Annotated in this window: 16 protein-coding genes; 8 read left to right on the top strand and 8 right to left on the bottom strand. The window is 67.5% G+C overall.

Annotated elements, in window-relative coordinates:
* Window positions 1-131: 131 nt before the first annotated feature.
* From K6142_RS13515 to K6142_RS13475, 8 genes are all read right to left on the bottom strand, one after another.
* Window positions 132-1,220, bottom strand: coding sequence for an XdhC family aldehyde oxidoreductase maturation factor (locus K6142_RS13515; RefSeq protein ID WP_190245333.1), 1,089 nt, complete (start codon window positions 1,218-1,220; stop codon window positions 132-134).
* Window positions 1,217-2,266, bottom strand: coding sequence for a DVU_1553 family AMP-dependent CoA ligase (locus K6142_RS13510; protein ID WP_190245332.1), 1,050 nt, complete (start codon window positions 2,264-2,266; stop codon window positions 1,217-1,219). The genes K6142_RS13515 and K6142_RS13510 overlap by 4 nt, the downstream gene beginning before the upstream one ends.
* A 136-nt stretch (window positions 2,267-2,402) precedes the next feature.
* On the bottom strand, window positions 2,403-4,157 hold the full coding sequence (locus K6142_RS13505) for a radical SAM protein (protein ID WP_190245331.1): 1,755 nt from the start codon (window positions 4,155-4,157) through the stop codon (window positions 2,403-2,405).
* 29 nt (window positions 4,158-4,186) lie between these two features.
* On the bottom strand, window positions 4,187-4,666 hold the full coding sequence (locus tag K6142_RS13500; protein WP_190245330.1) for a DVU_1555 family C-GCAxxG-C-C protein: 480 nt from the start codon (window positions 4,664-4,666) through the stop codon (window positions 4,187-4,189).
* The gene (gene trsM / locus K6142_RS13495) at window positions 4,663-5,676 is read right to left on the bottom strand and encodes a DVU_1556 family methyltransferase (RefSeq protein WP_223380899.1); all 1,014 of its coding nucleotides are present in this window, start codon (window positions 5,674-5,676) and stop codon (window positions 4,663-4,665) included. Before trsM ends, K6142_RS13500 begins: the two co-directional genes overlap by 4 nt.
* The gene (locus tag K6142_RS16680) at window positions 5,673-8,393 is read right to left on the bottom strand and encodes a pyridine nucleotide-disulfide oxidoreductase/dicluster-binding protein (RefSeq protein ID WP_317846384.1); all 2,721 of its coding nucleotides are present in this window, start codon (window positions 8,391-8,393) and stop codon (window positions 5,673-5,675) included. Before K6142_RS16680 ends, trsM begins: the two co-directional genes overlap by 4 nt.
* 110 nt (window positions 8,394-8,503) lie before the next feature.
* Window positions 8,504-11,221, bottom strand: a complete 2,718-nt coding sequence (locus K6142_RS13480; protein WP_190243535.1) for a molybdopterin-dependent aldehyde oxidoreductase — start codon at window positions 11,219-11,221, stop codon at window positions 8,504-8,506.
* 137 nt (window positions 11,222-11,358) lie between these two features.
* Complete coding sequence (locus K6142_RS13475; RefSeq protein ID WP_190243536.1) at window positions 11,359-12,402, bottom strand: molybdopterin-binding protein; 1,044 nt, start codon at window positions 12,400-12,402, stop codon at window positions 11,359-11,361.
* 605 nt (window positions 12,403-13,007) lie between these two features.
* On the opposite strand from K6142_RS13475, the gene fdnG (K6142_RS13470) reads away from it, so the two are divergent.
* The 8 genes from fdnG (K6142_RS13470) (at window position 13,008) to K6142_RS13435 (ending at window position 24,959) form a co-directional block, all read left to right on the top strand.
* Window positions 13,008-16,046, top strand: coding sequence for a formate dehydrogenase-N subunit alpha (gene fdnG, locus K6142_RS13470; protein WP_190243537.1), 3,039 nt, complete (start codon window positions 13,008-13,010; stop codon window positions 16,044-16,046).
* 10 nt (window positions 16,047-16,056) lie between these two features.
* Window positions 16,057-16,704: a 4Fe-4S dicluster domain-containing protein gene (locus K6142_RS13465; RefSeq protein ID WP_190243538.1), complete on the top strand. Its 648-nt coding sequence runs from the start codon at window positions 16,057-16,059 to the stop codon at window positions 16,702-16,704.
* A gap of 294 nt (window positions 16,705-16,998) precedes the next feature.
* The gene (locus K6142_RS13460; RefSeq protein WP_190243539.1) at window positions 16,999-18,012 is read left to right on the top strand and encodes a formate dehydrogenase accessory protein FdhE; all 1,014 of its coding nucleotides are present in this window, start codon (window positions 16,999-17,001) and stop codon (window positions 18,010-18,012) included.
* Window positions 18,013-18,814: 802 nt separating this feature from the next.
* Window positions 18,815-21,856: a formate dehydrogenase-N subunit alpha gene (gene fdnG, locus K6142_RS13455; RefSeq protein ID WP_190243540.1), complete on the top strand. Its 3,042-nt coding sequence runs from the start codon at window positions 18,815-18,817 to the stop codon at window positions 21,854-21,856.
* A 53-nt stretch (window positions 21,857-21,909) separates the two neighbouring features.
* Window positions 21,910-22,569, top strand: coding sequence for a 4Fe-4S dicluster domain-containing protein (locus tag K6142_RS13450; protein ID WP_190243541.1), 660 nt, complete (start codon window positions 21,910-21,912; stop codon window positions 22,567-22,569).
* A gap of 75 nt (window positions 22,570-22,644) precedes the next feature.
* Complete coding sequence (locus tag K6142_RS13445) at window positions 22,645-23,610, top strand: formate dehydrogenase accessory protein FdhE (RefSeq protein ID WP_190243542.1); 966 nt, start codon at window positions 22,645-22,647, stop codon at window positions 23,608-23,610.
* A gap of 14 nt (window positions 23,611-23,624) precedes the next feature.
* Window positions 23,625-24,056: a formate dehydrogenase subunit gamma cytochrome c-553 gene (locus K6142_RS13440; RefSeq protein WP_190243543.1), complete on the top strand. Its 432-nt coding sequence runs from the start codon at window positions 23,625-23,627 to the stop codon at window positions 24,054-24,056.
* Window positions 24,057-24,548: 492 nt separating this feature from the next.
* A complete protein-coding gene (locus tag K6142_RS13435) occupies window positions 24,549-24,959 on the top strand; it encodes a winged helix-turn-helix domain-containing protein (RefSeq protein ID WP_190243544.1) in 411 nt (136 codons plus the stop codon).
* The last annotated feature ends 135 nt before the right edge of the window (window positions 24,960-25,094 follow it).

Below are 25,094 nucleotides of genomic sequence, written 5' to 3'. Positions count from 1 at the left end.
TTCGACACTTTCGATTGCTGAACCGCCCGCTATCGAAACCGCCGAATCATCCATTGCTTCAGATGACATTCCCTGCTCCGTGTCGGACAACGATCAGGCACGCCTTGCGGCGATGCCAGCCCCGCAGTGCTTCAGGCCTGCATGGGCGCAATGGAGCGGCGCACCCGGCTGGCGGCTCGCGCCTGCACCAGCTCCGCCACGATGCTCACGGCTATTTCCTCGGGCGTTTCCGCGCCGATGTCCAGCCCGATGGGCGAATGCACCCGCTCGATGGCCGCGCGCGGGGTGCCCGCCTCTTCCAGCCTGCGGTACACGGCGTCACGCTTGCGGCGGCTGCCAATCATGCCCACGTAGCGGGCCGGCGTGCGCAGGGCGCTGGCCAGCACTTCGCCGTCGTTGCGGTGCCCGCGCGTGACGATGACCACATAGCAGTCCTCGTGCATTCCCACACCCTCCAGCCAGTCGCCGCCGAGGGTGACGCAGCGCACCTCGTCCGCGCCGGGCAACCGATCGGCTTTGGCGAAATCTGGCCGGTCATCCAGCACGGTGACCCGGAACCCTGCCAGCGAGGCCATCAGGGCCACCTGCCGCCCCACGTGCCCGCCACCGGCAATGACCACCCGCCCCGGCGAGGCCACAGGGTCTGCCAGCAGGGACAGGCCGCCCGCCTCCACGCACAGCGGGCCGCTGGCCGTGGCCACGGCGTCGCGCAGTTCGGCCAGCGTGGTCGGCTCCAGGGTCAGGTCGCCGTTGGCTTCTGCCGCTGCCCCCTCCCCCGCCAGAAGCAGGCGGCGGCAGTCGGGTGCGGCGTCGGGCCGCAGCATGTTCACCAGCACGCAACGCCGCCCCTGCATGGTCAGGCGGTCCGTTTCGCGCAGCAACGGGGCCAGTTGCGGACAGGCTGCGACGCGCAACGGCTCCACGTACAGCCGCACCCTGCCCCCGCAGATCATGTCCGACCCGGCGGCCTCGTCGGCGGACAGGTCGAAGGTGAGCAGCCGGGCCAGCCCGTCGTCCAGGGCGGTTCGGCAGGCATCCAGCACGCGGGCTTCCAGAATGCCCCCGCCCACGGTTCCTTCGAAGGATTGGCCGTCGCCCCGCACGAACAACCGCGCCCCAGCCATGCGCGGGGCGGAACCTTCCGCCGTGACGATGGTGGCCAGCACGGCAACGCCGTCGCGCTCCAGCGCGTCGGCCAGTTGTCCAAAGAATTGCGTCATGGTCGTGCCCCCTTGGCAAGGGTGATGATGTCCCAGTGGTTTCCGTAACGGCGAATGCGCCCCAGCACCGGCCCCAGCCGCCGCAGCGGGCTGCCGCAACGGCACGGCGGGGGCAGCATGGCTGCCGCGTCTCCCGTGCGGTAGCGCAGCAGCACCATGGCTTCCGCGGCAAGGGTGGTCACCACCACCTCGCCGGTCTGGCCGTCCGGCAGGGGCGCGCCGGTGAGCGGGTGGACGATTTCCACATGGATGTCCGCCTCGCGCAGGTGAAAGCCGTGATGGGCGGCGCATTCCACGCCGCCGCCGTAGCCGGTTTCGGTCATGCCCCAGTGGTCGAACACCTCGCAGCCCAGGGCCGCGCGTACCCTGTCCGCCGTTTCCGGCGGGGTGGCCTCCGCGCTCAGCAGGCAGGCGCGCGGACGGGGTGCAGGACCTTGCCCCGCCAGCACGGCGTCGGCAATTGCGCGGGCCTGGGTGGGCGTTGCCACGAACACCTGCGCCCCGGTTTGCGCCAACCGGGCGGCATGTTCCGCCCCGCTGGCCGCCGGGGGCAGCAGCACCGGCTGTATGCCCGCGCGGCGCAGGCCCCTGTCCAGCAGGTCGCCCACGCTGTCGGGCCGCTGGCCGGGCATGAAGATGGCCACCACGTCGCCGGGGCGGCACAGGGTGGTCATGCCCACGGCAAAGAAATCCACGGTGCGCTCGATGTCCGCATCGCTGAAGCGCAGCCGCTTGGGCGCCCCCGTACTTCCCGATGTGGGCAAGGTGACGATGCGGGCCACGGCGTCGTCGGCCACGCGCAGCAGGGCATCGCCCCCCTCGCACAGGTCGTCGGGCATGGTGAAGGGCAGGCCCGCGAGATCGTCCAGCGTGCGCGGCAAAGGCAGCCCACCCAGCCTGTCACGGTAGAACGGCGCATCCAGAGCGTGGCGCACCGCCTTGCGCAGCAGATCGTCCTGCCGGGCGCGCACCGTGGCCGGGGAAAGCGTGCCGAGTGGGATGGACAGCCGCGCAGCCAGCCACGGGTCCAGCGGGGACCGGGCCACGTCCCGTGCCGTGGGCGCGGGGCGCCTGCGTGCGCCCCATGCTCCCCATATGCTCCATGCCCAGTGGGCGCGGCACACGCGGGGCACGGCGCGATCGCGCCGTCTTCCGGCGATGCCGGGGACGCGATGTTCCGGGTCATGCGCCCTCCCCTTCGCCGGAACCGATGCCACCGCCGCCCGCCACGCCGGTTCTGGTCGGCGCGCCGTTGCGGTGCAGGGGCGTGCCGTTCGTCGAGGTCAGGTTCCACGCGCAGAACGGCACCATGCGTCCGTCGGGTGCGGCCACATGGATGCAGCAGCCGCGCAGCCGTTCGGTATCCAGGGTCCAGGCATCCTGAAAGGCCATGCCCGACACGGTGAACCGCCGCCCGGCCCGCGCCAGGAAGCGCTCGAAGTCGTCGCGCGGCGGCGTGGCGAGGACGCCCCCGTCCGTACCGTCCTTATCGCCCAGGCCACCCTGTCCGCCCTGTCCGCCCGGTCCGCCCTGTCCGACGGGACCGCCCTGTCCGACGGGACCGCCCTGTCCTACGGGACCGCCCGGTCCGACGGGGCCGTCCCCGGCGGCAGCCGGACCGGGCGCCCTCCACTGGCGGCGCACGAAGGCCCGCGCCCGCTCCGCGCCCAACGCCGCAGGGATGGGGACCGGGGCCATGCCGCCAGACGGCGTCCCCTTTCCCCCGCTCCCGCCATTGCCGCCAGTCCCGCAGCAGGCCCCGCCCGCCGGTTCCAGCCTGCCGTCCTCGTGGGCCATGAACGTGCCACTGAAGGAGCACTGGGCGTGCTCGCATCCCGGCGGATGCAGCTGAGACAAGGGAATCAGCCCCCCTGTCTGCTCGCACACCGCGCGCATGACCTCCGGCAGGGTGATGCGGGCCGCCTCGCGCAGTCCATCGGCATCAGCGGGAGAACCAGCGGGCCCGCCGAAGCCCTCGTACCGGCCAAAGAAGCTCACCGGCTGGAAATGCGCCCCGCGCACCACGGGCACCCGCGCCAGGCCGAAGCGCACGATGTCGCCCAGGCAATGGTCGTTGACGCCCCGCGCCACCGTGCACACCAGCACAATGCCCAACCCCGCCGCCGCGCAGGCCTCCACGGCGCGCACCTTGTCCGCGTGCAGGGGCAGGCCGCGCAGCCGGGCGGTGGCCGCGTCGTCCGGCCCGTCGAATTGCAGGAACACCGAATCCAGCCCTGCGGCGGCAAGGCGCGCGGCGTAGCCCGCCTCTCGCGCAAGGCGCAGGCCGTTGGTATTCAGTTGCACGAAGGGATAGCCCAGCCCGCGCACGGCGGTGACGAGTTGCGGCAGGTCGTCGCGCAGGGTGGGTTCGCCGCCGGAAAGCTGGATGTTGGCATCGCCCGCGCGCGGGCGCAGCACGGCAAGCCGGGCCACCAGTTCGCCCAGGGTGGGGTCGTCGCCGGGCAGGGATGCGCGGGCATCGCCCGCGTGCCGCTCGTCACCCCGTGCACCGCCCGGCTCTCCGCCCAGCCCCCCACTCTGTCCTGCCGACGCGAAGCACACCGGGCAGCGCAGGTTGCAGCGCTGCGTCACTTCGATGAGCAGGGTGCAGGTGTGCTGGCCGTGGTCCGGGCACAGTCCGCAATCATTGGGGCAACCCAGCACCCGTTCCGTGCCGGGGCCGCGCCGGGCGGTGGGAATCTTGGGGCGCACCCAGCCGGTGAAGGCGGGCTCGCCCCGCCATACCGGGGCGGAAAATTCGCCGTGCTCCGGGCAACGCTTGACCAGCAGCACCGTATCGCCCACGGCCACCCGCTCCGCCGGGGCCGGGCCAAGGCATACCGGGCACACGCTGGCGGTGCGGGCCAGCACCCGCCGATGCGCCGTTGCCGCCGCCTCGCCCCCGGCCTGCCCGGCCACGGAACAGCCGCAATCCACGGAAAAATTTCCGCGCCCGGCCATGCCGCCTAGCCCTCGCGCGGCTGCGTGGGGTCCACGCCGTAGGCCGCCAGCACCTCGAACATCTTGCCGTGCGCCTCCAGCAGCAGGCCGTGGCACTTGCCGAAGTCCGGCCGCCCTCCGCCACTGTCCCCCAGAATGGCCCCGCAGGAGATGCCTCCGCTGGGGGCGGTGCGCTCGCGGAACCATTCGGCAAATTCCGTGGTCATGGCCTCCAGCGCCTCGTGGGGTTCCTCTGCGACGTGGCCTTTGGCCGCGCACAGGCCCATGGCCATGCAGCCGCCCAGCAGGATGCCGCAGGTGCCTTCCGACAGGCCGAAGCCCCGGCACAGCCCGCCAGCGGCGCGCACCGCGTCTCGCCCGTCGCCCAACCCGTCACCGGACGCATCGCGCCCCTGCACGTCCAGCAGCAGCCGGACCATGATCTGGGTGCAACAGTACCCGGCGGCCCCAAGGGCCAGTACCCGTCCGAACGCTTCGTCGCTCATGGCGCATACTCCCGTGATGCAGCATCGTCGCGCCGGGCCAGCAGCAGCGCGTAGCCGGGCCGCCCGCCGCCAGCGCCGCCGCACCCGAACAGTTCCGCCGGGTCGGCCCCGGCAAACAGCAACCTGCCCGCCATTTCCGCCAGCAGGCGGCTGTGATCCTCGAACGCCAGCACCGTGAACCCGGCACGGCGTAGCATGGCTTCCATGCCCGCGCGCGACATGGCCCCGGCCCGGCAGGAAAGGACGCCGGGCTGCGGACCGGAGCACCGGGATTCGCCGCCGTCCGCGCAACTTTCCGCGCAGCCGTCTGGCCAACCGCTTGGGCAACCGCCTGGGCCACGCCACACGTCAGCCGCACGGCCCGGACGCACATACAGGTCGGTCCAGACCAGCACCCCGCCGGGGCGCAGCACCCGCGCCAGTTCCGCCAGCACGCCCTGGCGCTGCGGCAGCACGGAGAGCACGCACTCGCAGAACACGCCATCAAGACTGGCGGTGCGCAGCGGCAGGCCGGGGGCAGCACCCCCAGAGGCCCCCGCACCGCATCCGGCACCGCATCCGGCATCGCACCCGGCATCGGCCCGAATAAGGGGCATTCGCCCATTCCGTGCCAGTGCCTCGGCCAGCAGGCTGGCGGAAATATCCAGCCCCACCGCCGCCATGCCCCCTTCGCGCAGCAGGGCCACGGTTTCACCGGGGCCGCAGCCCAGGTCCAGCACCCGCGCGTTGTGGGGCCACAGCGTCAATTGCCTCGCCAGTTCCAACCCGCGCCAGGTCAGGGCCACCCCGCCGGGGCGCAGCGTGGCACCGGCCACCGCGCGCAGCGCCGGATGCTCCCACGGACCGCGCAGCGCCGAGGGTTCCCACGGACCGCGCAGCGCCGGGGGGGCACACGGGCCGCGCGGCCCGGCGACTGGGGCATTATCTCCGGCAAGGGCAGCATCCCCCGCAGGCGCGGCGGCTCCACCCGGCACGAAGGCCGCAGCATCAAGGCCGGACGGCACGGTCACTTGTCCTCCAGCAACTGTTCCACTTCCAGCATCTTGCCCAGCGCCAGGGCCTCGTCCACCAGCACCTGCCCACAGTCCGGGCAGGTCAGCAACCGCACGTTGAAGGTGCTGCCAAGGTAGGTCAGCTCCACCGACAGCGGGCGCGGCGCGCCGCCGCAGGCGCAGGTCCAGTTGCCCGACGCGGGCAGATAGGCCGGTTCATGGGGCGACTCTTTCCAGCCTCCGGCGGGCGGTCCCTGCGGCAACACCATGCGGTGGGCATAGGCCTGCCGGATGGCGTGGACGGGCACGGCATCGCCCCCTGCCCCATTCCCAGCGCCACCGGGCTCGGGCTCGTACCCGACCCAATGGGTGACGCGCACCCGGCGCAAACAGGCCAGACGCATGCCGGTATCGGTGTCGATGAAATAGCGCCCGGCACGTTCGGCCTCGGCGATCACGCCGCGCAGGTCGTCGTCAAGGATGCGTCGCCGCTCCATGACCACGCGCATGTCCGGCCCGATGCGCAGGGCCGCTTCCCGCACGGCATCGGGCGCGGCATCGGGCGGGGTTTCGCCGTAAACCTCGCGCAGCAGGCGGTCGCGCAGCCGGGCGCGGTTCTCCTGGCGGGCGGTGATGTGCGGGCCGGGTGCCGCCGGGTCCGGATTGCCGCCTGGCAACGGGGGCAGCAGCAGGTCCAGCAGGTGGCTGGCGGGGCTGCCCGCTTCGGCCAGCCGGTCGCGACACATGGCGCAGTAGGTGACGAAGGGCAGGTCCGACGCATCGGCCCTGCGCTGGATGACGGTGCGGGCAAGGGCGGGGTCGGCCTCGGCCATCAGGCCGCCGTAGCCGCAGCATTCGGTGTGTGGTCCGGTCAGGTCCGGCTCGTGCACCGACACCCCGCGCGCGGCCAGCAGTCCGCGCACCGTGGTCCGCAGGCGTTCGTCCCCGCGCGCGGCGCAGGGGTCGTGCAGGGTAAGCGCCTCCGGTGCGGGCGTCGTCTGCCCGGCAACGCCGTACTCCGCCAGCACGGACCACAGCATGGTCTGGGGCAGGTCCGGCAGCAGCGTGCGCAACGTGGTGGCGCAGGACGGGCACCCCACCACCAGCGTGGGGCGTCCCATGGCGTTCCACCCGTCACGCAGTTCCTCGGCGGCGGCAGCGGCCAGGTCGTCGCGCCCGGCCCACAGCGCGGGTGCCCCGCAGCAGCGCAGGGCAATACCCGTGCCACCGGACAGCCGGTCGGCCAGAATACCCCACGCCTGCGCCACCCTGTCCGGCGCGGACGCCGCAAGCTGGCAACCGGGCAGGAACAGCCACGCGCAGGCCTGTGCCCCTGCCGGGGCGCGCAGCAACGCGGCATGCGGCCCGTTGCTGAAGGCCATGTCGTCCAGCGCGAATTCGTGGGTGGAGGGCGGCATCTTGCCGTCATGCACCAGTGTGCGCCGCGCCTCGTGGCACAGCGGGGCCATGTCGAACCCCGTGGGGCACACCGTGCCGCACAGCCCGCACAGACTGCACGAATTGATGAACCGGTTGGCCTGATGCACGCCCTTGACGATGGCCAGGTTGTTGTAGATGCGCCGGGCGTGCTTTTTGGGGTATTCACCGTACTTTTCCAGATACGGGCACACCTTGACGCATTCCAGACACTGGCATTGCAGGCAACGGGACGCCTCTTCCCGATACGGGAAGTCGGGGGTATCGGGCCCCTTGGCGGCTTCGGGCGCGAGGCCGCCTGCCCCCTGCCCTGCGGGCGGCAACGCGGGCAGCGCCACGGGCGTCATCGCCTGCACGCCTTCCAGGCTGGTGAACAAGCGCGTTTCGAACGGTCCCTGCCGTTCACGGCCCGCCGACAGCGACACACCCGTCAGGTGGCGATCCATGGACGTGGCGGCATGGCGGCCATCTGCGGCCTCGTCGATGCAGCGCGCCGCACCTGCCACGCCGTCTGCGGGCCAGCCGCCGCAGAACACGCCGGGCAGATCAGGGTGGGCCAGGGTCAGCGCGTCACACCGGCTGCGGTCGGGCAGGCCCAACGCGCGTGCAGCCGCCGGGCTCCACGCCACGAACACCGCCCCGTGCGCGGCGCGCATCTCTTCCAGCACCGCCGCCGTGGGGGCCACGGGCGCGGCAAAGCGCACCTTGAGTCCGGCCAGCCTGTCCAGTTCCTTGCGCAGGGCATCCGGCGGCAACACGTCCGGGGGGATGGCGGCAAGGCGGCCAGCGGCGGCCATCCGTGCGGCCCCGTCAGCCTCACCGGCCTCACCGGCCTCACCGGCGGGGGCGTCACTCCCGTCCCCACGCTTTTCCCCGTCTTCCAGCCACCCGGCCAGGGTCACCGCGTGGCCCTTCTTCGCCAGATCCCAGGCCACGGTCAGCGCGGCCAGACCGCCGCCCAGCACGGCGGCGCGCAGTCCCCGCCCCGGCAGGGGGCGCGGGTCCGCCGCCGGGACGGACAGTGCGGCGCAGGCCCGCTCCAGCGCGCCCACGGCAATGGTGCCGCCCGCCTCCCGGCGCAGGCAGGCCGCCTCACACGGGGCCTCGCACAGCCGGGCCAGCACGCCGGGCAGGGGCATGGTGCGTTCCAGCACGCCGCGCGCCTCGCGCCAGCGGCCTTGCGCCGCATGTTCCAGAAAGGCGCGCGCGTCCACGTGCAGCGGACACGCCGCCTGACAGCGGGGCGGTTCTTCCTGTATGCAGCGCGACTCCCAGTCGCGCAGCGAGGTCTGGTCCATGCCGTGCTCCCTCTGCTGGCCTCACGTGCGGACCGTGCGGCATCCGCACGGCCCCGAAAATGATGCCCCGGGGCGGAGCGCGTCCACCCCGGGGCCGTTTTCCTTGCGTCTTACGCGCCCTTCAGGCCCGCCAGCACCTTTTCCGGCAGGGCGGGCAGGTGACGGATGCGCACGCCGCACGCCTTGTGGATGCCGTTGATGATGGCCGCATGCGGCACGGTGAGCGGCAGTTCGCCCACGCCCGACGCGCCGAACGGGCCGTCGCCGCGCGGGGTTTCCACGTAGATCAGTTCGATGTTGTCGGGAATGTCCTTGATGTACGGAACGCCCGCGCCCGCCATGGTGGCGTGCTTCTTGAGGTCTTCGTAGTCTTCGGACAGGGCCAGGCCGATGCCCTGGGCCAACCCGCCGTACAGCTGGCCGTCAACCAGCAGCTTGTTGTTGATCTTGCCGATGTCGGCCACCATGGTCAGCTTGTCCACGGTGGTCTTGCCGGTGGCGACCTCCACGGTCACTTCGGCCATGAACACGCCGTACATGTACGCGGTGAAGGGCTTGCCCTGCGCGTTTTCGTCGCAGTGGGTGCCCGCCGCCGTCCAGGCGCCGCGATGCTTGGTGGCGATCTTTTCATCCACCATTTCCTGGTAGGTGCGGAAGCCGCCGGGCTTGCGCATGGCTTCCACCAGGTTTTCGCAGGCCACGCGCACGGCGTTGCCGGTGACGTACTGCGACCGGCTGCCGCCCGCCGGGCCGCTGTTGGGAGCCTTGCTGGTGTCGTTGAGCACCAGGCGGATGTTCTGCGGGGCGATGCCCAGCGGACGCAGCGCCTCGTGGGCGGTGCCCAGGGTGCCCATGTCCGCGCCCTGGCCGTGGTCTTCCCAGCAGTTGTAGATGGTCACGGTGCCGTCGGGGTTCAGTTCGGCATCGCATTCCGAGGTGTCCGGCCCGTCAAGGCCGCAGCCGTACACGCCCACGGCAACGCCCACGCCCTTCTTGACCGCCGCCGTGGAACCTGCCTTGGCCGCATCCAGCGCCGCCTTGTACTTGGGCCGCAGGATGTCGATCATTTCCGGCAGGCTGTACACTTCCGGATCCTGCCCGGTGGGGTTGGTGTCGCCCTTGCGGTACACGTTGATGTAGCGCAGTTCCAGCGGGTCCATGCCCAGCTTTTCGGCCAGTTCGTCCATCAGCACTTCGGACGGGAACTCGCTTTCCGGCGCGCCGTAGCCGCGGAAGGCCGAACCCCAGGCGTGGTTGGTGCACACCGTGCGGCCCTGGCCCCGGATGCTCTCGATGCCGTAGCCCGCCCCGGCGAACTGCGCGCCGCGCAGGGTCAAAAGGTCGCCGAACTCGGAGTAAGGGCCGTGGTCCACGGTCCAGTCGGTTTCCATGGCCTTGATCTTGCCGGTCTTGTCGGCGGCGTAGCGCACGTTGAAGAAGAACGGCGAACGCTTGCCGGTGTAGTTCTGCTGCTGGCGGTAGTTGTAGCGCAGGTGCACCGGACGCCCGGTGGCCATGGCCGCCACGCCCACCAGGGCTTCCATGGTGGGGCTGAACTTGTAGCCGAAGGTGCCGCCCGCCGGGTTCTGCACCATGACGATCTTTTCAGGCTCGATGCCAAGGCCGGGGGCGATCATGTACAGGTGCAGGTGCAGGCCGATGGACTTGGAGTGGATGACCAGGCGCCCTTCGCCGTCGGTGTAGGCAAAGCCCACGTCCGGCTCGATGGGCAGGTGCGGCTGGCGGCCCACGTAGTAGTCGCCTTCCACCACCACGTCGGCCCCGTCGAAGACGGGCTTGGTGTCCGCGCCCTTGGCGATGTTCTGGATGAAGTACACGTTGGGCGTGCCGGGATGGATTTCCATGGCGTCTTCAGCCATGGCCGCCGGGGCGCTCATGTAGGCGGGCAGTTCTTCCAGCTGCACCTTCACCTTTTCGGCGGCGGCGCGGGCGTGCTTTTCGCTGTCGGCGCACACGATAGCCAGGGCGTCACCGTACTGGAACACCTTCTCGTCGCACAGGATGGGCCGGTCCCAGCCGTCGCCCTTGTTGGAGGGGAAGGTGATCAGGCCGGTGATGCGGTTCTTGCCCTTGACGTCCTTGTGGGTGAGCACGCTGTGCACGCCGGGCATCTTCATCGCTTCGGAGGTGTCGATGGACAGGATTTTCGCGTGCGACACTTCCGCCTGCACCAACGCAAGGTGCAGCGCATCGGAGGGCATCTTCAGGCCAAGGTCCGCACCGTAGTCGCAGGTGCCCGTTACCTTGGCAATGGCGGAGGGGCGGGGGTACTTCGATCCCCAGATGCGGCCATCGGCGGGAATCTTGAAGCAGAGGTCGTCGGCACTCATCTCGCCGCGCAGCACCTTGGCGGCGTCCATGACCGCATCGACCAGAGGCTTGTAGCCGGTGCAGCGGCAGACGTTGCGGTGCTTCTGGAACCAGTCGCGCACGTCGTCGCGGCTGGGGTTCTTGTTTTCTTCCAGCAACTGCCTGGCCGAAACGATGAAGCCCGGCGTGCAGAAGCCGCACTGCGCGCCGCCGTGGGCCGTCCACGCCAGTTGCAGCGGGTGCAGGCAGTCGGGGCTGCCCACGCCTTCGATGGTGGTCACCGAGGCCCCGTCGGGCAGGCGGCGCATCTTGTACGCGCACGAGCGGACCACCTTGCCGTCAAGGATGACACTGCACGCGCCGCACTGGCCTTCGCCGCAGCCCACCTTGACGCCGGTGAGCAGCAACTGTCCGCGCAGCACGTCCGCCAGCGTCGCTTCCGGATCGACGACAAGGTTGCGGGGTATGCCGTTGACGATGAAATGCTTGTTGATCATGAGCCTGGCCTCCGTGGATCTGTCCGTTGCATGTTGCGCGGGCGGGCATGCCGCCCTTTCCGTCGCGGGCGAGTGATTCGCCCTTCCCTGCATGGGCGGCTGGCCGCCGCCCCTCCCGTGCTGCCGGTCCGGCGGGGCTACGCGCCCTTGCCGAACGGGCAGGCGGGATACCGGCATTCCTGGCAGCCGAGGCACAGGCCGCCATGACCGAGCGCGATGATGTCCTCCCGCGTGACGGCAAGCCCGGCCAGCAGCCGGGGCGCCACGAGGTCGAAGATCGACGCCCGGTGATACATGACACACCCGGGAAGGCCCATGACGGGCACCTCGCCGAGATACGCCAGCATGAACATGGAGCCCGGCAGCACCGGGGCCCCGTATGCGACGACGCGCGCCCCGGCGGCCCTGATGCCCGCCGGGGTCTGGTCGTCGGGGTCCACGGACATGCCGCCGGTGACGACGACCATGTCCGCCCCCTCGTCCACCAGTTCGCGGATGGCCCGGGCCGTGGCGTCACGGTCGTCGGCCACCAGCACCTGGCGCACCACCTCGCTGCCGAGTTCGGCAAACTTGCGGCGCACCACGGGGCCGAACTTGTCCTGGATGCGACCGTGGAACACCTCGCTGCCGGTGGTCACCATGCCCACGCGGGCACGGCGAAAGGGCAGCACGGAAACCACGGGCGCACCCGCAAGGGCGTGTTCCGCTTCGTGCAGCAGTTGTTCGTGGACAATGAGGGGGATGACGCGCATGCCCGCCACCATCTGGCCCGCGCGCACCGCGCACAGGCCGTGCAGCGTGGACACGGCAAGTTCGCCCAGGCCGTTCAGACGGCCAAGGGCGGGAACATCGACGCGCAACAGCCCGTCGTGTTCGGCGACAAGGTTGACCCGCCCCTCGCACCTGGCTTCCGGGGCCACACCCGCACCGCCGACAAGGCGCGCCAGACGCATGGCGGCATCGTCTTCATGCAGTTGGCCCGCGCCAAGGCGCAGGGCGTAGACGTGCTCCTTCCCCATTTGCAGAAGGAGGGGGATGTCCCCTGGGGCGATGATGTGCCCCTTGCGGAACCCCGGCCCCTTTTCAACGCCGGGGATGATGCGCGTCATGTCGTGACACAGCATCATGCCCACGGCTTCGTGGACCGGGACAATCGAAAGACCGTGCTCGTGACCTTGCATGTGCTTCTGCTCCCGTGAAGGGACAGGCAGCATTCCGGCGTTGCCGCAGTCGTGTGTGGAGCCCCCTCGGACGCAAAGAGAAGGGCATGGCCGGACTGGGTATGCAGGCACTCCTAGTGTGCATATGTATCAGCCCTGACATGTCACGGTCAACGCACAACGCGTGTTAATTCAAACATGACGGGATGTTGTAGTGAGTGCGCACTCAAACCACGGCTAACACCTCGGAGTATGTACACATCATCCTGACGTAAACGCTCGTTCACCACAAAAAGAATCATCATTGCCGGTTGGAATGGCACAATATTACGACACTCGATAACCAATAATACCTCAACACGGCTATTATTGGCGCAAAACCAACCATAACAAACTAAAAGCAACATACATAACGCGCGAGTGGTGCCAAAACGAATGCATATGCTATGCCTAACCGCTGATTTTATTGAACTTATCATTACCACCCTTCACAGACCTGCTACGCTTGGCCCAAACTCACCATGCGGACACGGCGCATGGTCCGCCGCAGCCAGCCCCCTCCGGCAGGGGTGCGAACCGGCGCGACGGGGCCGGACCGCGCAGCTTGATCCAAGGAGGTTGCCGGAATGCGAAGACGACAATTCCTGAAGATGTCCTGTGTGCTTGGGGCGGGTGTCGCTCTGTGCGGGCTGGGCGTCGATCTCGTGCCCATCGAGGCGTGGGCGGACGAGATCAAGAAGATCGACCGCCTGAAAAGCGCCAGGCAGACCACGTCTGTGTGCTGCTACTGTTCGGTGGGGTGCGGCCTGATCTGCGCCACCGACGAGAAGACCGGCAAGATCATCAACATCGAGGGCGATCCCGAGCACCCGGTGAGCGAAGGTTCGCTGTGCGCCAAGGGTGCGGGCATGTTCCAGACCACCGAGGCCAACGAACACCGCCTGACCAAGGTGATGTACCGCGCCCCCAACTCGGACAAGTGGGAAGAAAAGAGCTGGGACTGGGCCATCGACCGCATCGCGCGGCTGATGAAGGAAGAGCGCGACAAATCCTTCATCACCCAGAACGCGGCGGGACAGGTGGTCAACCGGCTGGAAACCCTTGCCCACATGGGCAGTTCCAACCTTGACAACGAGGAATGCTGGAGCATCACCGCCTGGGCGCGGTCTCTCGGCCTGGTGTACATAGACCACCAGGCCCGGGTCTGACACGGCCCCACCGTACCGGCTCTGGCAGAGTCGTTCGGACGCGGCGCGATGACCAATCACTGGATCGACATCCAGCACAGTGATTGCATTCTCATTCAGGGCAGCAACGCTGCCGAAAACCACCCCATATCCTTCAAGTGGGTGATGCGCGCCAAGGAAAGGGGCGCCAAGCTGATCCACGTGGACCCGCGCTTCACGCGCACCTCGTCCAAGGCCGATTTCTACGCCCCCCTGCGCTCGGGCACGGACATCGCCTTCCTTGGCGGGATGATCAAGTACATCATCGACAACAACAAGATATTCCACGATTACGTGGTCAACTACACCAACGCCCCGTTCCTGGTGGACGGCAAGTTCGGCTTCAAGGACGGGCTGTTCACCGGCTACGACGCGGATAAGCGCGGCTACGACAAGGCCACCTGGTCCTACCAGAAGGATGCCAGTGGCATCATCCTGCGCGACGAGACGCTGAAGAACCCGCGTTGCGTCTACCAGTTGCTGAAGGCGCACTACGCCCGCTACGACCTGAAGAAGGTCTCTTCCATCACCGGCACGCCCGAAAAGGACCTGAAGACCGTGTACGAGATGTTCTCGTCCACCGGCACCAAGGACCGCGCGGGCACCGTCATGTATGCCCTGGGGCAGACCCACCACACCGTGGGGGTGCAGAACATCCGCGCCCTGGCCATCGTCCAGTTGCTGCTGGGCAACATCGGGGTGTGCGGCGGCGGCGTCAACGCGCTGCGCGGCGAACCCAACGTGCAGGGGTCCACGGACCACGCCCTGCTGTACCACTACCTGCCGGGCTATCTTTCGGCCCCGCGCACCTCGCAGCAGACGCTGGAATCGTACGTCAAGAAGCTTACCCCCTCGACCACGGAAGCCAAATCCGTCAACTGGCAGTCCAACTACGGCAAGTACGCGATAAGCCTGCTGAAGTCATGGTATGGCGATGCCGCCACCAAGGACAACGAGTTCGGCTACGCCTGGGTGCCCAAGGCCGACGACGGCAAGGACTACTCGGTCATGACCCTGTTCGACGTGATGTACGCGGGCAAGATCAAGGGCATGACCGTGTTCGGGCAGAACCCCGCGTGCAGCATCCCCAACTCGAACAAGGTGCGCGCCGCCTTCGCCAAGCTGGACTGGATGGTGCACCTGAACATCTTCGACAACGAGACGGCGTCATTCTGGAAGGGACCGGGCATGGACCCCGCCAAGGTGAAAACCGAGGTCTTCCTGCTGCCCGCCTCTGCCTCCGTCGAAAAGGCTGGCAGCCAGACCAACAGCGGCCGCTGGATACAGTGGCGCTACGAGGCCACCAAGGCCCCCGGCGACTGCATCTACGCGGGTGAAGCCATCATCCGCATCCAGAACAAGCTCAAGGAACTGTACAAAAAGGAAGGCGGAACCTTCCCCGACCCCATCCTGAACATGACCTCCGACGGTCTGGCCGATAAGGGCGGCTACGACGCGGAGAAGGTGGCCAAGCTCATCAACGGCTACTTCCTGGCCGACGTGGAAATCGGCGGCAAGCAGTACAAGAAGGGAGACTGCGTGCCCTCGTTCGCCCTGTTGCAGGCCGACGGAAGCACCTCGTCGGGCAACTGGATCTGCGCGGGCAGCTTTGCCCAGGATGGCAAGAACCTGATGCAGCGGCGCGGCAAGGCAGACCCCACGGGCCTTGGCCTGTACCCGGAATGGTCGTTCGCCTGGCCGGTGAACCGCCGGGTGCTGTACAACCGCGCCTCGTGCGACCCCAGCGGAAAGCCCTACAACCCCAAGCGCGCCGTGCTGGAATGGAAGGACGGCAAGTGGGTGGGCGACGTGCCCGATGGCGCCCCGCCGCCGCTGGCGGCGGAAGGCGGCAAGCTGCCGTTCATCATGAAGCCCGACGGGGTCAGCTCCCTGTTCGGGCCGGGTCTTGGCGACGGCCCCTTCCCGGAACACTACGAACCGCTGGAAAGCCCGCTGGCCAAGAACCTGATGTCACCGCAGCAGAACAACCCCGCCATCCTGCTGTACAAGAGCGACAAGGACATGGTGGCCAGCGCCGACGCGCGCTTCCCCATCGTCATGACCACCTACTCGTCCACCGAGCACTGGTGCACCGGCGCCTTCACCCGCTGGCAATCGTGGCTTACCGAGGCCATGCCCCAGGCGTACGTGGAAATGAGCGAGGAACTGGCCAAGGAAAAGGGCATCAAGAACGGCGACAAGGTGCGCGTGGAATCGGCACGCGGCAAGCTGGAGTGCGTGGCCATGGTCACGCCGCGCTTCCGTCCCTTCCTGGTCAACGGCAAGACGCTGCATCAGGTGGGCATGCCTTACAACTACGGCTGGCGCTTCCCCGCCGACAACGGCGACAGTGCCAACCTGCTCACTCCCACGGTGGGCGACGCCAACTCCATGACGCCGGAATACAAGGCGTTCATGGTCAACGTGGTCAAGGTATAGGGGGTGAGTCATGGCTGACGGAAAGTCCATACTCGTCGACGTTTCCCGCTGCACCGGCTGCCGGGGTTGCCAGGTGGCCTGCAAGCAATGGAACGGCCTGCCCGGCACCAGGACCAAGCAGACCGGCACCTACCAGAACCCGCCGGACTTCAGCCACCAGACCTTCAAGGTGGTGCGCTTCGAGGACGGCAGAACCAAGGAAGGCAAGACCTACTGGCACTTCTTCTCGGACATGTGCCGCCACTGCATGAACCCGCCGTGTCTGGCGGGCGCGAAAGGCGACGAGATGATCCACGACGACGCCACCGGCGCGGTGGTGTACACCGAGGGCACCAGCCAGAGCGACTTCGAGATGTCGCTGAGCGTGTGTCCCTTCAACATCCCCCGGCAGGACCCGGACACCAAGGTGATGCGCAAGTGCACCATGTGCTTCGACCGCATCACCAGCGGGCTTACCCCCGCCTGCGTGCTCTCGTGCCCCACCGGGGCCATGGTCTTTGGCGAGCGTGACGCCATGCTCGCGGAAGCCAGACGGCGCGTGGACATCCTGAAGAAGACGTGGCCCAAGGCCCAGGCGCTGAACGCCGACGACGTGCGCGTCATCTTCATCGTGACGGACGACCCGCTGAAGTACCACAAGTACGCGGCGGGCGTGTAACCCCCGCAAAAAAGGTGGCAGGCAGGACGCGTTTCCGCCTGCCACCATGCGGCAGCCCGCGTGGTACCGCCCGCACCTTGCGCGGACCCCGCGCGGGCCCAGATGAATCCTGTGCGGGCCGGGCACGATCCCGACCCCGGCCAGTCGCAGCGCCACCCGATACCCGGTGGACGCCGCGCCCCATGTGGCCTACAGCCACCTTGCGAGATGGCGCCGCCACGGCGCAGGTACGCGGGTGCACGCGCCGCCGCACGTGCAGCCATCCCCCACAGCCAGCATACCAAGGACATGCCCATGCCCGACGCTGCCCCCTCCCTCTCCGGCACCACCTCCGAAACCCTCGACCGCCTGCTGGCCCGCCACCCAGAACACGCGCCGCTCATCGCCGCGTTCCGCGCACTCAGCGTGGCCCAGGCGGAACTGGCGGAGATGGCCGACCCCGTCGGTGCGGTCCCCGTGCCTCCGGTGCGGGTGGAACCCGATCTTTTCGCGCAGGGCCGCGCCCTGCTGCCCGCCGATGAACTGCCCGACGGCCCCGCGCTGGATGACGCCTTCCTGGCCCATGCCCTGGCCCTGCTGGCCCCGGCCATCGCCGCCGGGCTGCCCGCCGTGGCAAACGACGTGCGCGAACTGGCCCGACTGATGCAACTGGCCCCGACAAAGGAAGGGACGTCGGACGGGAAGCAGGACACGCCGCAAGACGCCAGCCAGCCCCCCCTGCCCCGCCAACTGGCGGCATGGGCGCTGACCGGGCGCATCGCCGCCGCCCAGGAATGGGCACGCAGTGCCGGACTTTCGCCCGACGCCGTTGGCTTCGTAGCCATGCAGCTGGCCACTGCCGCCGCCCGCCGGGTGCAGCGTGCCGTGGCGCCCTCCCTTGCCCCGCATGCCGAAGGCTGGACCCACGGCCACTGCCCGGTATGCGGCACGGCCCCCAAGCTGGGGGTGCTGCGCGGTGAAGGAGGCCAGCGCTGGCTGGTCTGCGCGCTGTGCGACCACACCTGGCGCCACCAGCGCACCGCCTGCCCCTTCTGCGGGGTGGACAAGCCGGACAACATCACCCTGCGCTACGTGCAGGGGTTCGAGGACGAGCGCGCCGAGGCCTGCGCCTCCTGCCGCCGGTACATTCTGGCGGCCGACCTGCGCCACCGCAGCAGCGACGTGCCCTCGGTGCTGCCGCTGGGCATGGCCCACCTGGACATGCTGTTGCAGGAAAAGGGCTTCTTGCCGGGCGGCGTGGACGACACCACGCGGCCCGCCCGAACAGGCGGATCAGGCAAGGAACCTGGCGCAAAAACCTCAGCCTGACGCGGCAACCACGCGACCGGCCCGATCCCACGCGACCAGCCCGATCCCACGTGACCGGCCCGATCCCACGCGACCGGCCCGATCCCACGCGAGCGGCGGCACATGTCCGGGCCGCTCGCGCATGCGGCACCGCTCGACACAAGGCCAGCACGCAGAGCAACATCACCACTCCAGCGCCCCGCGCTGCTGGCGGCACCGTCCGCCATGCACGCCCGGGGCGCTCTTGCATGGTAAGGTTCACCGTCCCAGCTTCCGACCACAAGACCTGACCACCAGATCGACCACCAACTCCCGCCGCATGCTCGACTGCGCGCTCCATCCTCCGGGTTGGTCGCGCAACCATCTGCATTTTCAGCACTTGAAGGCGGCACCATGCAAAACCGCACAACAAACCAAAAATAACCGTAAATAACCACAAGACACACTGCGCCTGTGCCACGCTGTGACAAAGCCTGCGCATATGCTGTGTTTAACTCACTGTTTTCTATTAATATTTTCTTGTTTTCACCACAAACCCTGTTAAGGTGCCCCCAAAAGATACGATGCGAAGGTGCCATCAGGCCATCTTCTCCGGCAGGACCAAGGGTCGTACCGGTCTCGCGGCGCCAGCAGGCCCGCCTGACCGCCCCGCCAACCTGCGGAACCGCGACGGCGCCCATTCCCGTGCACGCCCGGCGGCATCGTGTCGTATCCCCTCCATCTGCGGGGGGACGCGCGCGACCGCGCGCACGGTTTCGCGGATTCTGCTTGGAGGGTCCACCGACCCTCCGGACTTGTGAGGGGTTTTAACAAGGAGTGGAACATGAACACTACGCGGCGGAGTTTTCTCAAGCTCATGAGCGTGAGCGCTGTCGGCCTCTCGCTCGGCCAGCTTGGGTTCGATCTTGCTGAAGCGCAGGCGTATGCCAGCAAGCTCAAGATCGAAGGCGCAAAGGAAGTGGGCAGCGTCTGCCCCTTCTGTTCCGTCTGTTGTCAGATCATCGCTTACGTGCGCAACGGCAAGCTCGTTTCGACCGAAGGCGACCCGGACTTTCCGGTGAACGAAGGGGCGCTGTGCGCCAAGGGCGCGGCCCTCTTCTCCATGTACACCAACCCGCATCGCCTGACGAAGCCGCTGTACCGCGCTCCGCACAGCGACAAGTGGGTGGAGAAGGACTGGGACTGGACCCTGAACCAGATCGCGCGCCGCGTTAAGGACGCCCGCGACAAGGACATGGTCCTCAAGAACGAAAAGGGCCAGACCGTCAACCGCGTGGATTCGCTTTTCATGATGGGTACCTCGCACGCCTCCAACGAGGAATGCGCCGTCATCCATCAAGCCATACGAAGCCTGGGTATGGTCCAAATGGACCACCAGGCCCGGGTCTGACACAGTCCCACTGTTGCGGCTCTGGCAGAGTCGTTCGGTCGCGGGGCTATGACGAACCACTGGATCGATATCAAGAATAGCGATGCAGTGCTTATTATCGGCAGCAATGCCGCGGAACACCATCCTGTCGCCTTCAAGTGGGTCATGCGCGCCAAGGAAAACGGCGCCGTGCTCATGCACGTGGACCCCAAGTTCTCCCGCACCTCGGCACGCTGCGATTTCCACGTGCCCCTGCGTTCGGGCACGGACATCCCCTTCCTGGGCGGCATGATCAACTACATCCTTGAAAAGGAACTCTTTTTCAAGGAGTACGTCTTCAACTACACCAACTTCGCCTTTGTCGTCGGCAAGGACTACGAGTTCAACGACGGCCTCTTCAGCGGGTACGACCCCAAGACCCGCAAGTACGACCAGTCCAAGTGGGCCTTCGAAAAGGGTCCCGACGGCGGCCCGGTCATCGACGAAACCCTCAAGAACGAGCGCTGCGTCTTCAACCTGATGAAGAAGCACTACTCGCGCTACACGCTGAAGAACGTCTCCGACGTCACCGGCGTGTCCGAGGAAAACCTGCTGCGCGTGTACGATGCGTTCTGCGCCACCGGCAAGCCGGACAAGGCGGGCACCATCATGTACGCCCTGGGCTGGACCCAGCACACCGTGGGCGTGCAGAACATCCGCGCCTCGTCGCTCATCCAGCTGCTGCTGGGCAACATCGGCATCGCGGGCGGCGGCATCAACGCCCTGCGCGGCGAACCCAACGTGCAGGGTTCCACCGACCACGGCCTGCTGTACAGCTCGCTGCCGGGCTACCACAACCTGCCCGTGTCCACCTGGCAGACCCTGGCCGACTACAACAAGGCCAACACCCCGGTCACCACGGTGAAGAACAGCGCCAACTGGTGGAGCAACCGTCCCAAGTACGTGGCCAGCCTGCTGAAGGGCTGGTACGGCGACGCGGCCACGCCTGAAAACGACTTCTGCTACGAATACCTGCCGAAGCTCGAACCCGGCGAAGACTGCTCGTACATGTACGTCATGGACAAGATGTACCATGGCAAGATCAAGGGCGGGTTCATCTTCGGGGTCAACCCGATGAACAGCTTCTCCAACACCAACAAGATGCGCGCGGCGCTGGACAAGCTGGACTGGCTGGTCTGCTCCGAACTGCACAACTCGGAAACCACGGACAACTGGAAACGCCCCGGCGTTGATCCCAAGACCAAGAAGACCGAGGTGTTCCTGCTGCCGTCCGCCCACCGCATCGAAAAGGCGGGCACCATCAGCAACAGCGGCCGCTGGTTGCAGTGGTTCGACAAGGCGGTGGAGCCTGCCGGACAGGCCCGCAACTTCGCCGACATCTTCGTGCCGCTGATCAACAAGATCCGCGACCTGTACAGGAAGGAAGGCGGCATCCTGCCCGAGCCCCTGCTGAAGATGCACTGGACCGAAAAGTACGACCCCGAGGAATGGACCCGCCGCATCAACGGCTTCTTCTGGGCAGATACCAAGATCGGCGACAAGGAATACAAGCGCGGCCAGCTGGTGCCCGCCTTTGCCCAGCTGAAGGACGACGGTTCCACCTCGTCGCTGAACTGGGTCTACGCGGGCAGCTTCACCGAAGAAGCCGGCAACAAGTCCAAGAAGCGCGACGCCAGCCAGACGCCCATGCAGGCCAACATCGGCCTGTTCCCCAACTGGTCGTGGTGTTGGCCGGTGAACCGCCGCGTGCTGTACAACCGCGCCTCGGTGGACGTGAACGGCAAGCCGTTCAACCCCAAGAAGGCCGTCATCGAATGGGACGGCTCCAAGTGGATCGGCGACGTGCCCGACGGCCCGTGGCCGCCCATGGCCGACAAGGAAAAGGGCAAGCTGCCCTTCATCATGACCAAGGACGGCCTGGCCCAGTTCTACGGCACCGGCCGCGTGGACGGTCCCTTCCCCGAGCACTACGAACCCGCGGAAACCCCGCTGGACAGCCACCCGTTCTCCAAGCAGCTGTCCAGCCCGGTGTACAAGTTCCACACCTCGGACATGGACCAGATGGCCAAGGCGGCCGACCCCAACTACCCGTACGTGCTCACCACCTACAGCCTGACGGAACACTGGTGCGGCGGCGGCGAAACGCGCAACGTGCCCAACCTGCTGGAAACCGAGCCTCAGCTCTACATTGAGATGAGCCACGAACTGGCCAAGGAAAAGGGCATCAACAACGGCGACGGCGTGATCGTGGAAAGTGCGCGCGGGCGCGTGGAGGCCATTGCCATGGTCACCGTGCGCATCCGGCCCTTCACCATCCTGGGCAAGACGGTGCACCTCGTGGGCATGCCTTTCGCCTACGGCTGGACCACGCCCAAGTGCGGTGACTCCACCAACCGCCTTACCGTCGGCGCGTACGACCCGAACACCACCATTCCCGAAAGCAAGGCCTGTCTCGTCAACTTGCGCAAGGCCGACAAGCTGACCGAAATAGCCTAACCGGAACAGGGCGCGCCCCGCCGCGGGGCGCGCCCCCTCCAAGGAGCACTACGATGCCCAAGGCATTTTTAGTTGATACAACCCGATGCACGGCATGTCGCGGCTGCCAGCTGGCCTGCAAGGAATGGCACGACCTGCCCGCCAACGAGACCAAGCAGCGCGGTTCGCACCAGAATCCGCCGGACCTCAACCCCAACAACCTCAAGATCGTCCGCTTCAACGAGCGGCTGACCAAGGAAGGCGTTGTGGTCTGGAACTTCTTCCCCGACCAGTGCCGCCACTGCGTGACCCCGGTGTGCGTGGACGTGGCCGACATGGCCGTGCCCGGCGCCATGATCAAGGACAAGAAGACCGGCGCCGTGCTGGCCACCGAAAAGTCGGCCAAGCTCAGCCCGGCCGACGCCAAGGCGGTTGCCGAGGCCTGTCCGTACAACATCCCCCGCATCGACCCCAAGACCAAGCGCATCACCAAGTGCGACATGTGCTTCGACCGCGTTTCCGCGGGCATGCAGCCCATCTGCGTGAAGACCTGCCCCACCGGCACCATGGTCTTCGGCGAGCGCGAGGAAATACTGGCCGTTGCGCAGAAGCGCCTTGCGTTCGCCAAGGAACGCTTTCCCAAGGCCCATCTGGTGGACATGGAAGACGTGAGCGTCATCTACCTGCTGGCGGAAGAAAAAGAGCATTACTACGAGTACGCCGGTTTCATGTAGCAGGCTTGCGGGCGCCCTGCGCGCCGCGTTCACCCTTTGATGGAGGCCCCGGCCTCCGGTTCTCGTGGAGCATTCATGGCCGCCAAACACCAAAGTGTCGCGGATACGCTGGCTGATGTCACCGCCCGTCGTCCTGTCCTTGAACCCGTGCTGCGGGCCTTCGAACCCCTGCTTTCCGCCGGCGACGCGCTGGCCGGAAAACTGGCGGAGTCCGTGCGCCAGGCGGGCCTGCGCCTGCCGGAACTCCAGTGGGACCGCGCCCAGCAGGGGGTATCCCTGCTGGCGGGCGTTTCCCTGTCCGGCGCAGCCGGGCCCATGCGCCAGGCGGCGGAAGAACTGTTGCCGCTTCTGACCACCATAGAAGCGGTGGCGCCGCACGCGAAAGCGTTGCGGGCGTTCTTCCTGCGCCCGGTGGAAACCCCGACGGAAGCCCCAATGGACTCCAATGACAGCCGCGACGCCCTGGCCGAGGCCGTGGTGGCGGGCAGGTCCATCGAATCCATCGCCAGTGATGGCGGCGTGGATCCGGAGGTGCTTGCGTTCGTCACCGGCTTCGTGCTGTCGCCGGTGCTGCATGCCATGGTTGCCAACGCCCTGCCCGAAGACGGGGAAACCCCCTGGGACAAGGACGGGGCATGGCAGCAGGGCTACTGCCCGGTGTGCGGCGCCTTTCCCACCATCGCCTGGCTGGACAAGCCCATGCTGGACGAAAGGAACGCCTACCTGGCCGGTGGCGGCGGCAAGAAGCATCTGCATTGTTCGCAATGCGGAACTGGCTGGAAGTTCCTGCGGGGGGCCTGCCCCTCGTGCGGAAAGGAGGCCAGCGGCACCATGGAAATGCTGCGCGAAACCGAGGCCGCCCGAGGCGAACGGCTGGACTGGTGCACCAAGTGCAACACCTATTGTCCCACCGTGGACCTGCGGGAACGCGAGGCCGTCCCCAATCTGGACGCCCTGGCCCTGGGCATGATGCATCTGGACATGGTCGCGGCGCGCAAGAAGTTGCGCCCGCTCAGACCTTCCTTCTGGAATATGTATTGAACAGGAGCACCTTGATGAAATACCTGGTCATCTCCCTGTTTGCACTGACCCTTCTCGTGGCAGGCACGTCCCTGGCGGCAGACGCCGGAGACGCCGCCAAGGCCCCGAAGAAGGCCATAGAGCTGAAGCACGGCACCTCCAAGCGGATGCACGTGAAGTTCAACCACACCACCCACAAGGACGTTGCGTGCGAGCAGTGTCACCACGACACGCCCGACCCCGCGAAGCCCTTTGCCTCGTGCACCAACAACGACTGCCATGCCACCCCCGGCCCGCGCGAGCGTGACACCATGAGCATGTTCGTGGCGTACCACGCCAAGGACACCGACCGTTCCTGCTACGGCTGCCACAAGCAGATGGCCAAGGACAATCCCGAATTCTCGGGCTGCCGTCCCTGCCACATGAGCGCGCAGGCCAAGAAGGACGCCGCTCCCAAGAAGAAGTAGCCTGACGACGCGTATGCACCGTACGGCCCGCACCGTATGGTCACCACTGCCCACCAGCGCCGACCGGACACCCGGTCGGCGCTTTCCGTGGCAACCGGAGGCTGCCGCACGGCGACGGGTGGTCTCGCACGGCGCATCCCACGGACGGCAGAGGGGGAACCTCGGCCCAACCTCGGCCCAACGTCAGCCCAATGTCAGCCTGACGCTGGAGGGACAGCGGCCTGACATTGGAGGGACAGCGGCGGGACGGCAGTGGAGCTGTGGCGATGCCGCGGGCGTATCCGCCGATGGGGCAGCGGGTGTAAACCGACAAACCGGACCGGCCAAGGCCGGTTTTCATCGCCCCTCGATTATGTCATTATGAGCAGGTATGCTTGGATCAGCACATACCCTCGCCAGTCACGCGAACCATGCAGGGCGTGACCCGCGCGGGATCACCGCACCGTTTTGGCCGCACCGGCGGCGGTTTCACCACCTACACGGAACACGCGCATGAACACCCCTCCCCTTCGCCCAGCCCCGGCTGCCGCCCCTCGCCCAACCGTTCGCCTGCACCTGTGGCTGGAAGAGGATGGCGAGATGGTCTTCGGCATGGGCCGGGCCATGCTGCTGCTGGCCATCGACGAGCACGGTTCGCTGAAAAAGGCGGCAGAGGCGCTGGGCATGTCGTACCGTGCCGCGTGGGGCAAGCTGAAACAGACCGAAACGGCCCTGGGCCTGCGTCTGGTGGAGAAGGCGGGCAGCAACCGCGAAGGGTACCGGCTGACGTCCGCCGGACGCGAGGCCATGGACCGCTTTCGGGCATGGTTCGCCACCGTGGAGCGGTGTGCCGTGGAAAGCGCGGCCACGGTACTGCCGTGGCCGGTCCGCCAGTTCGAGGACAAGGTGCCGGACGGCAAATAGCCTGCGGGGCTGGCCGCCCTTCCTGGCATGCTGCCTTACCGGCCATGCGCCTTGCATTGCTCCCAATTTTCCCGCCCTCCTGCCGGAATGCCCGCTCCGCCCGGCGTCCAGACATGCCGGACACGTCAGCCGGAC

This window comes from Nitratidesulfovibrio sp. SRB-5 (assembly GCF_019931275.1).
Lineage (GTDB): Bacteria > Desulfobacterota > Desulfovibrionia > Desulfovibrionales > Desulfovibrionaceae > Cupidesulfovibrio.
Note: the sequence above shows the minus strand (reverse complement) of the source record. Positions and strands in the feature narration are given on the sequence as shown.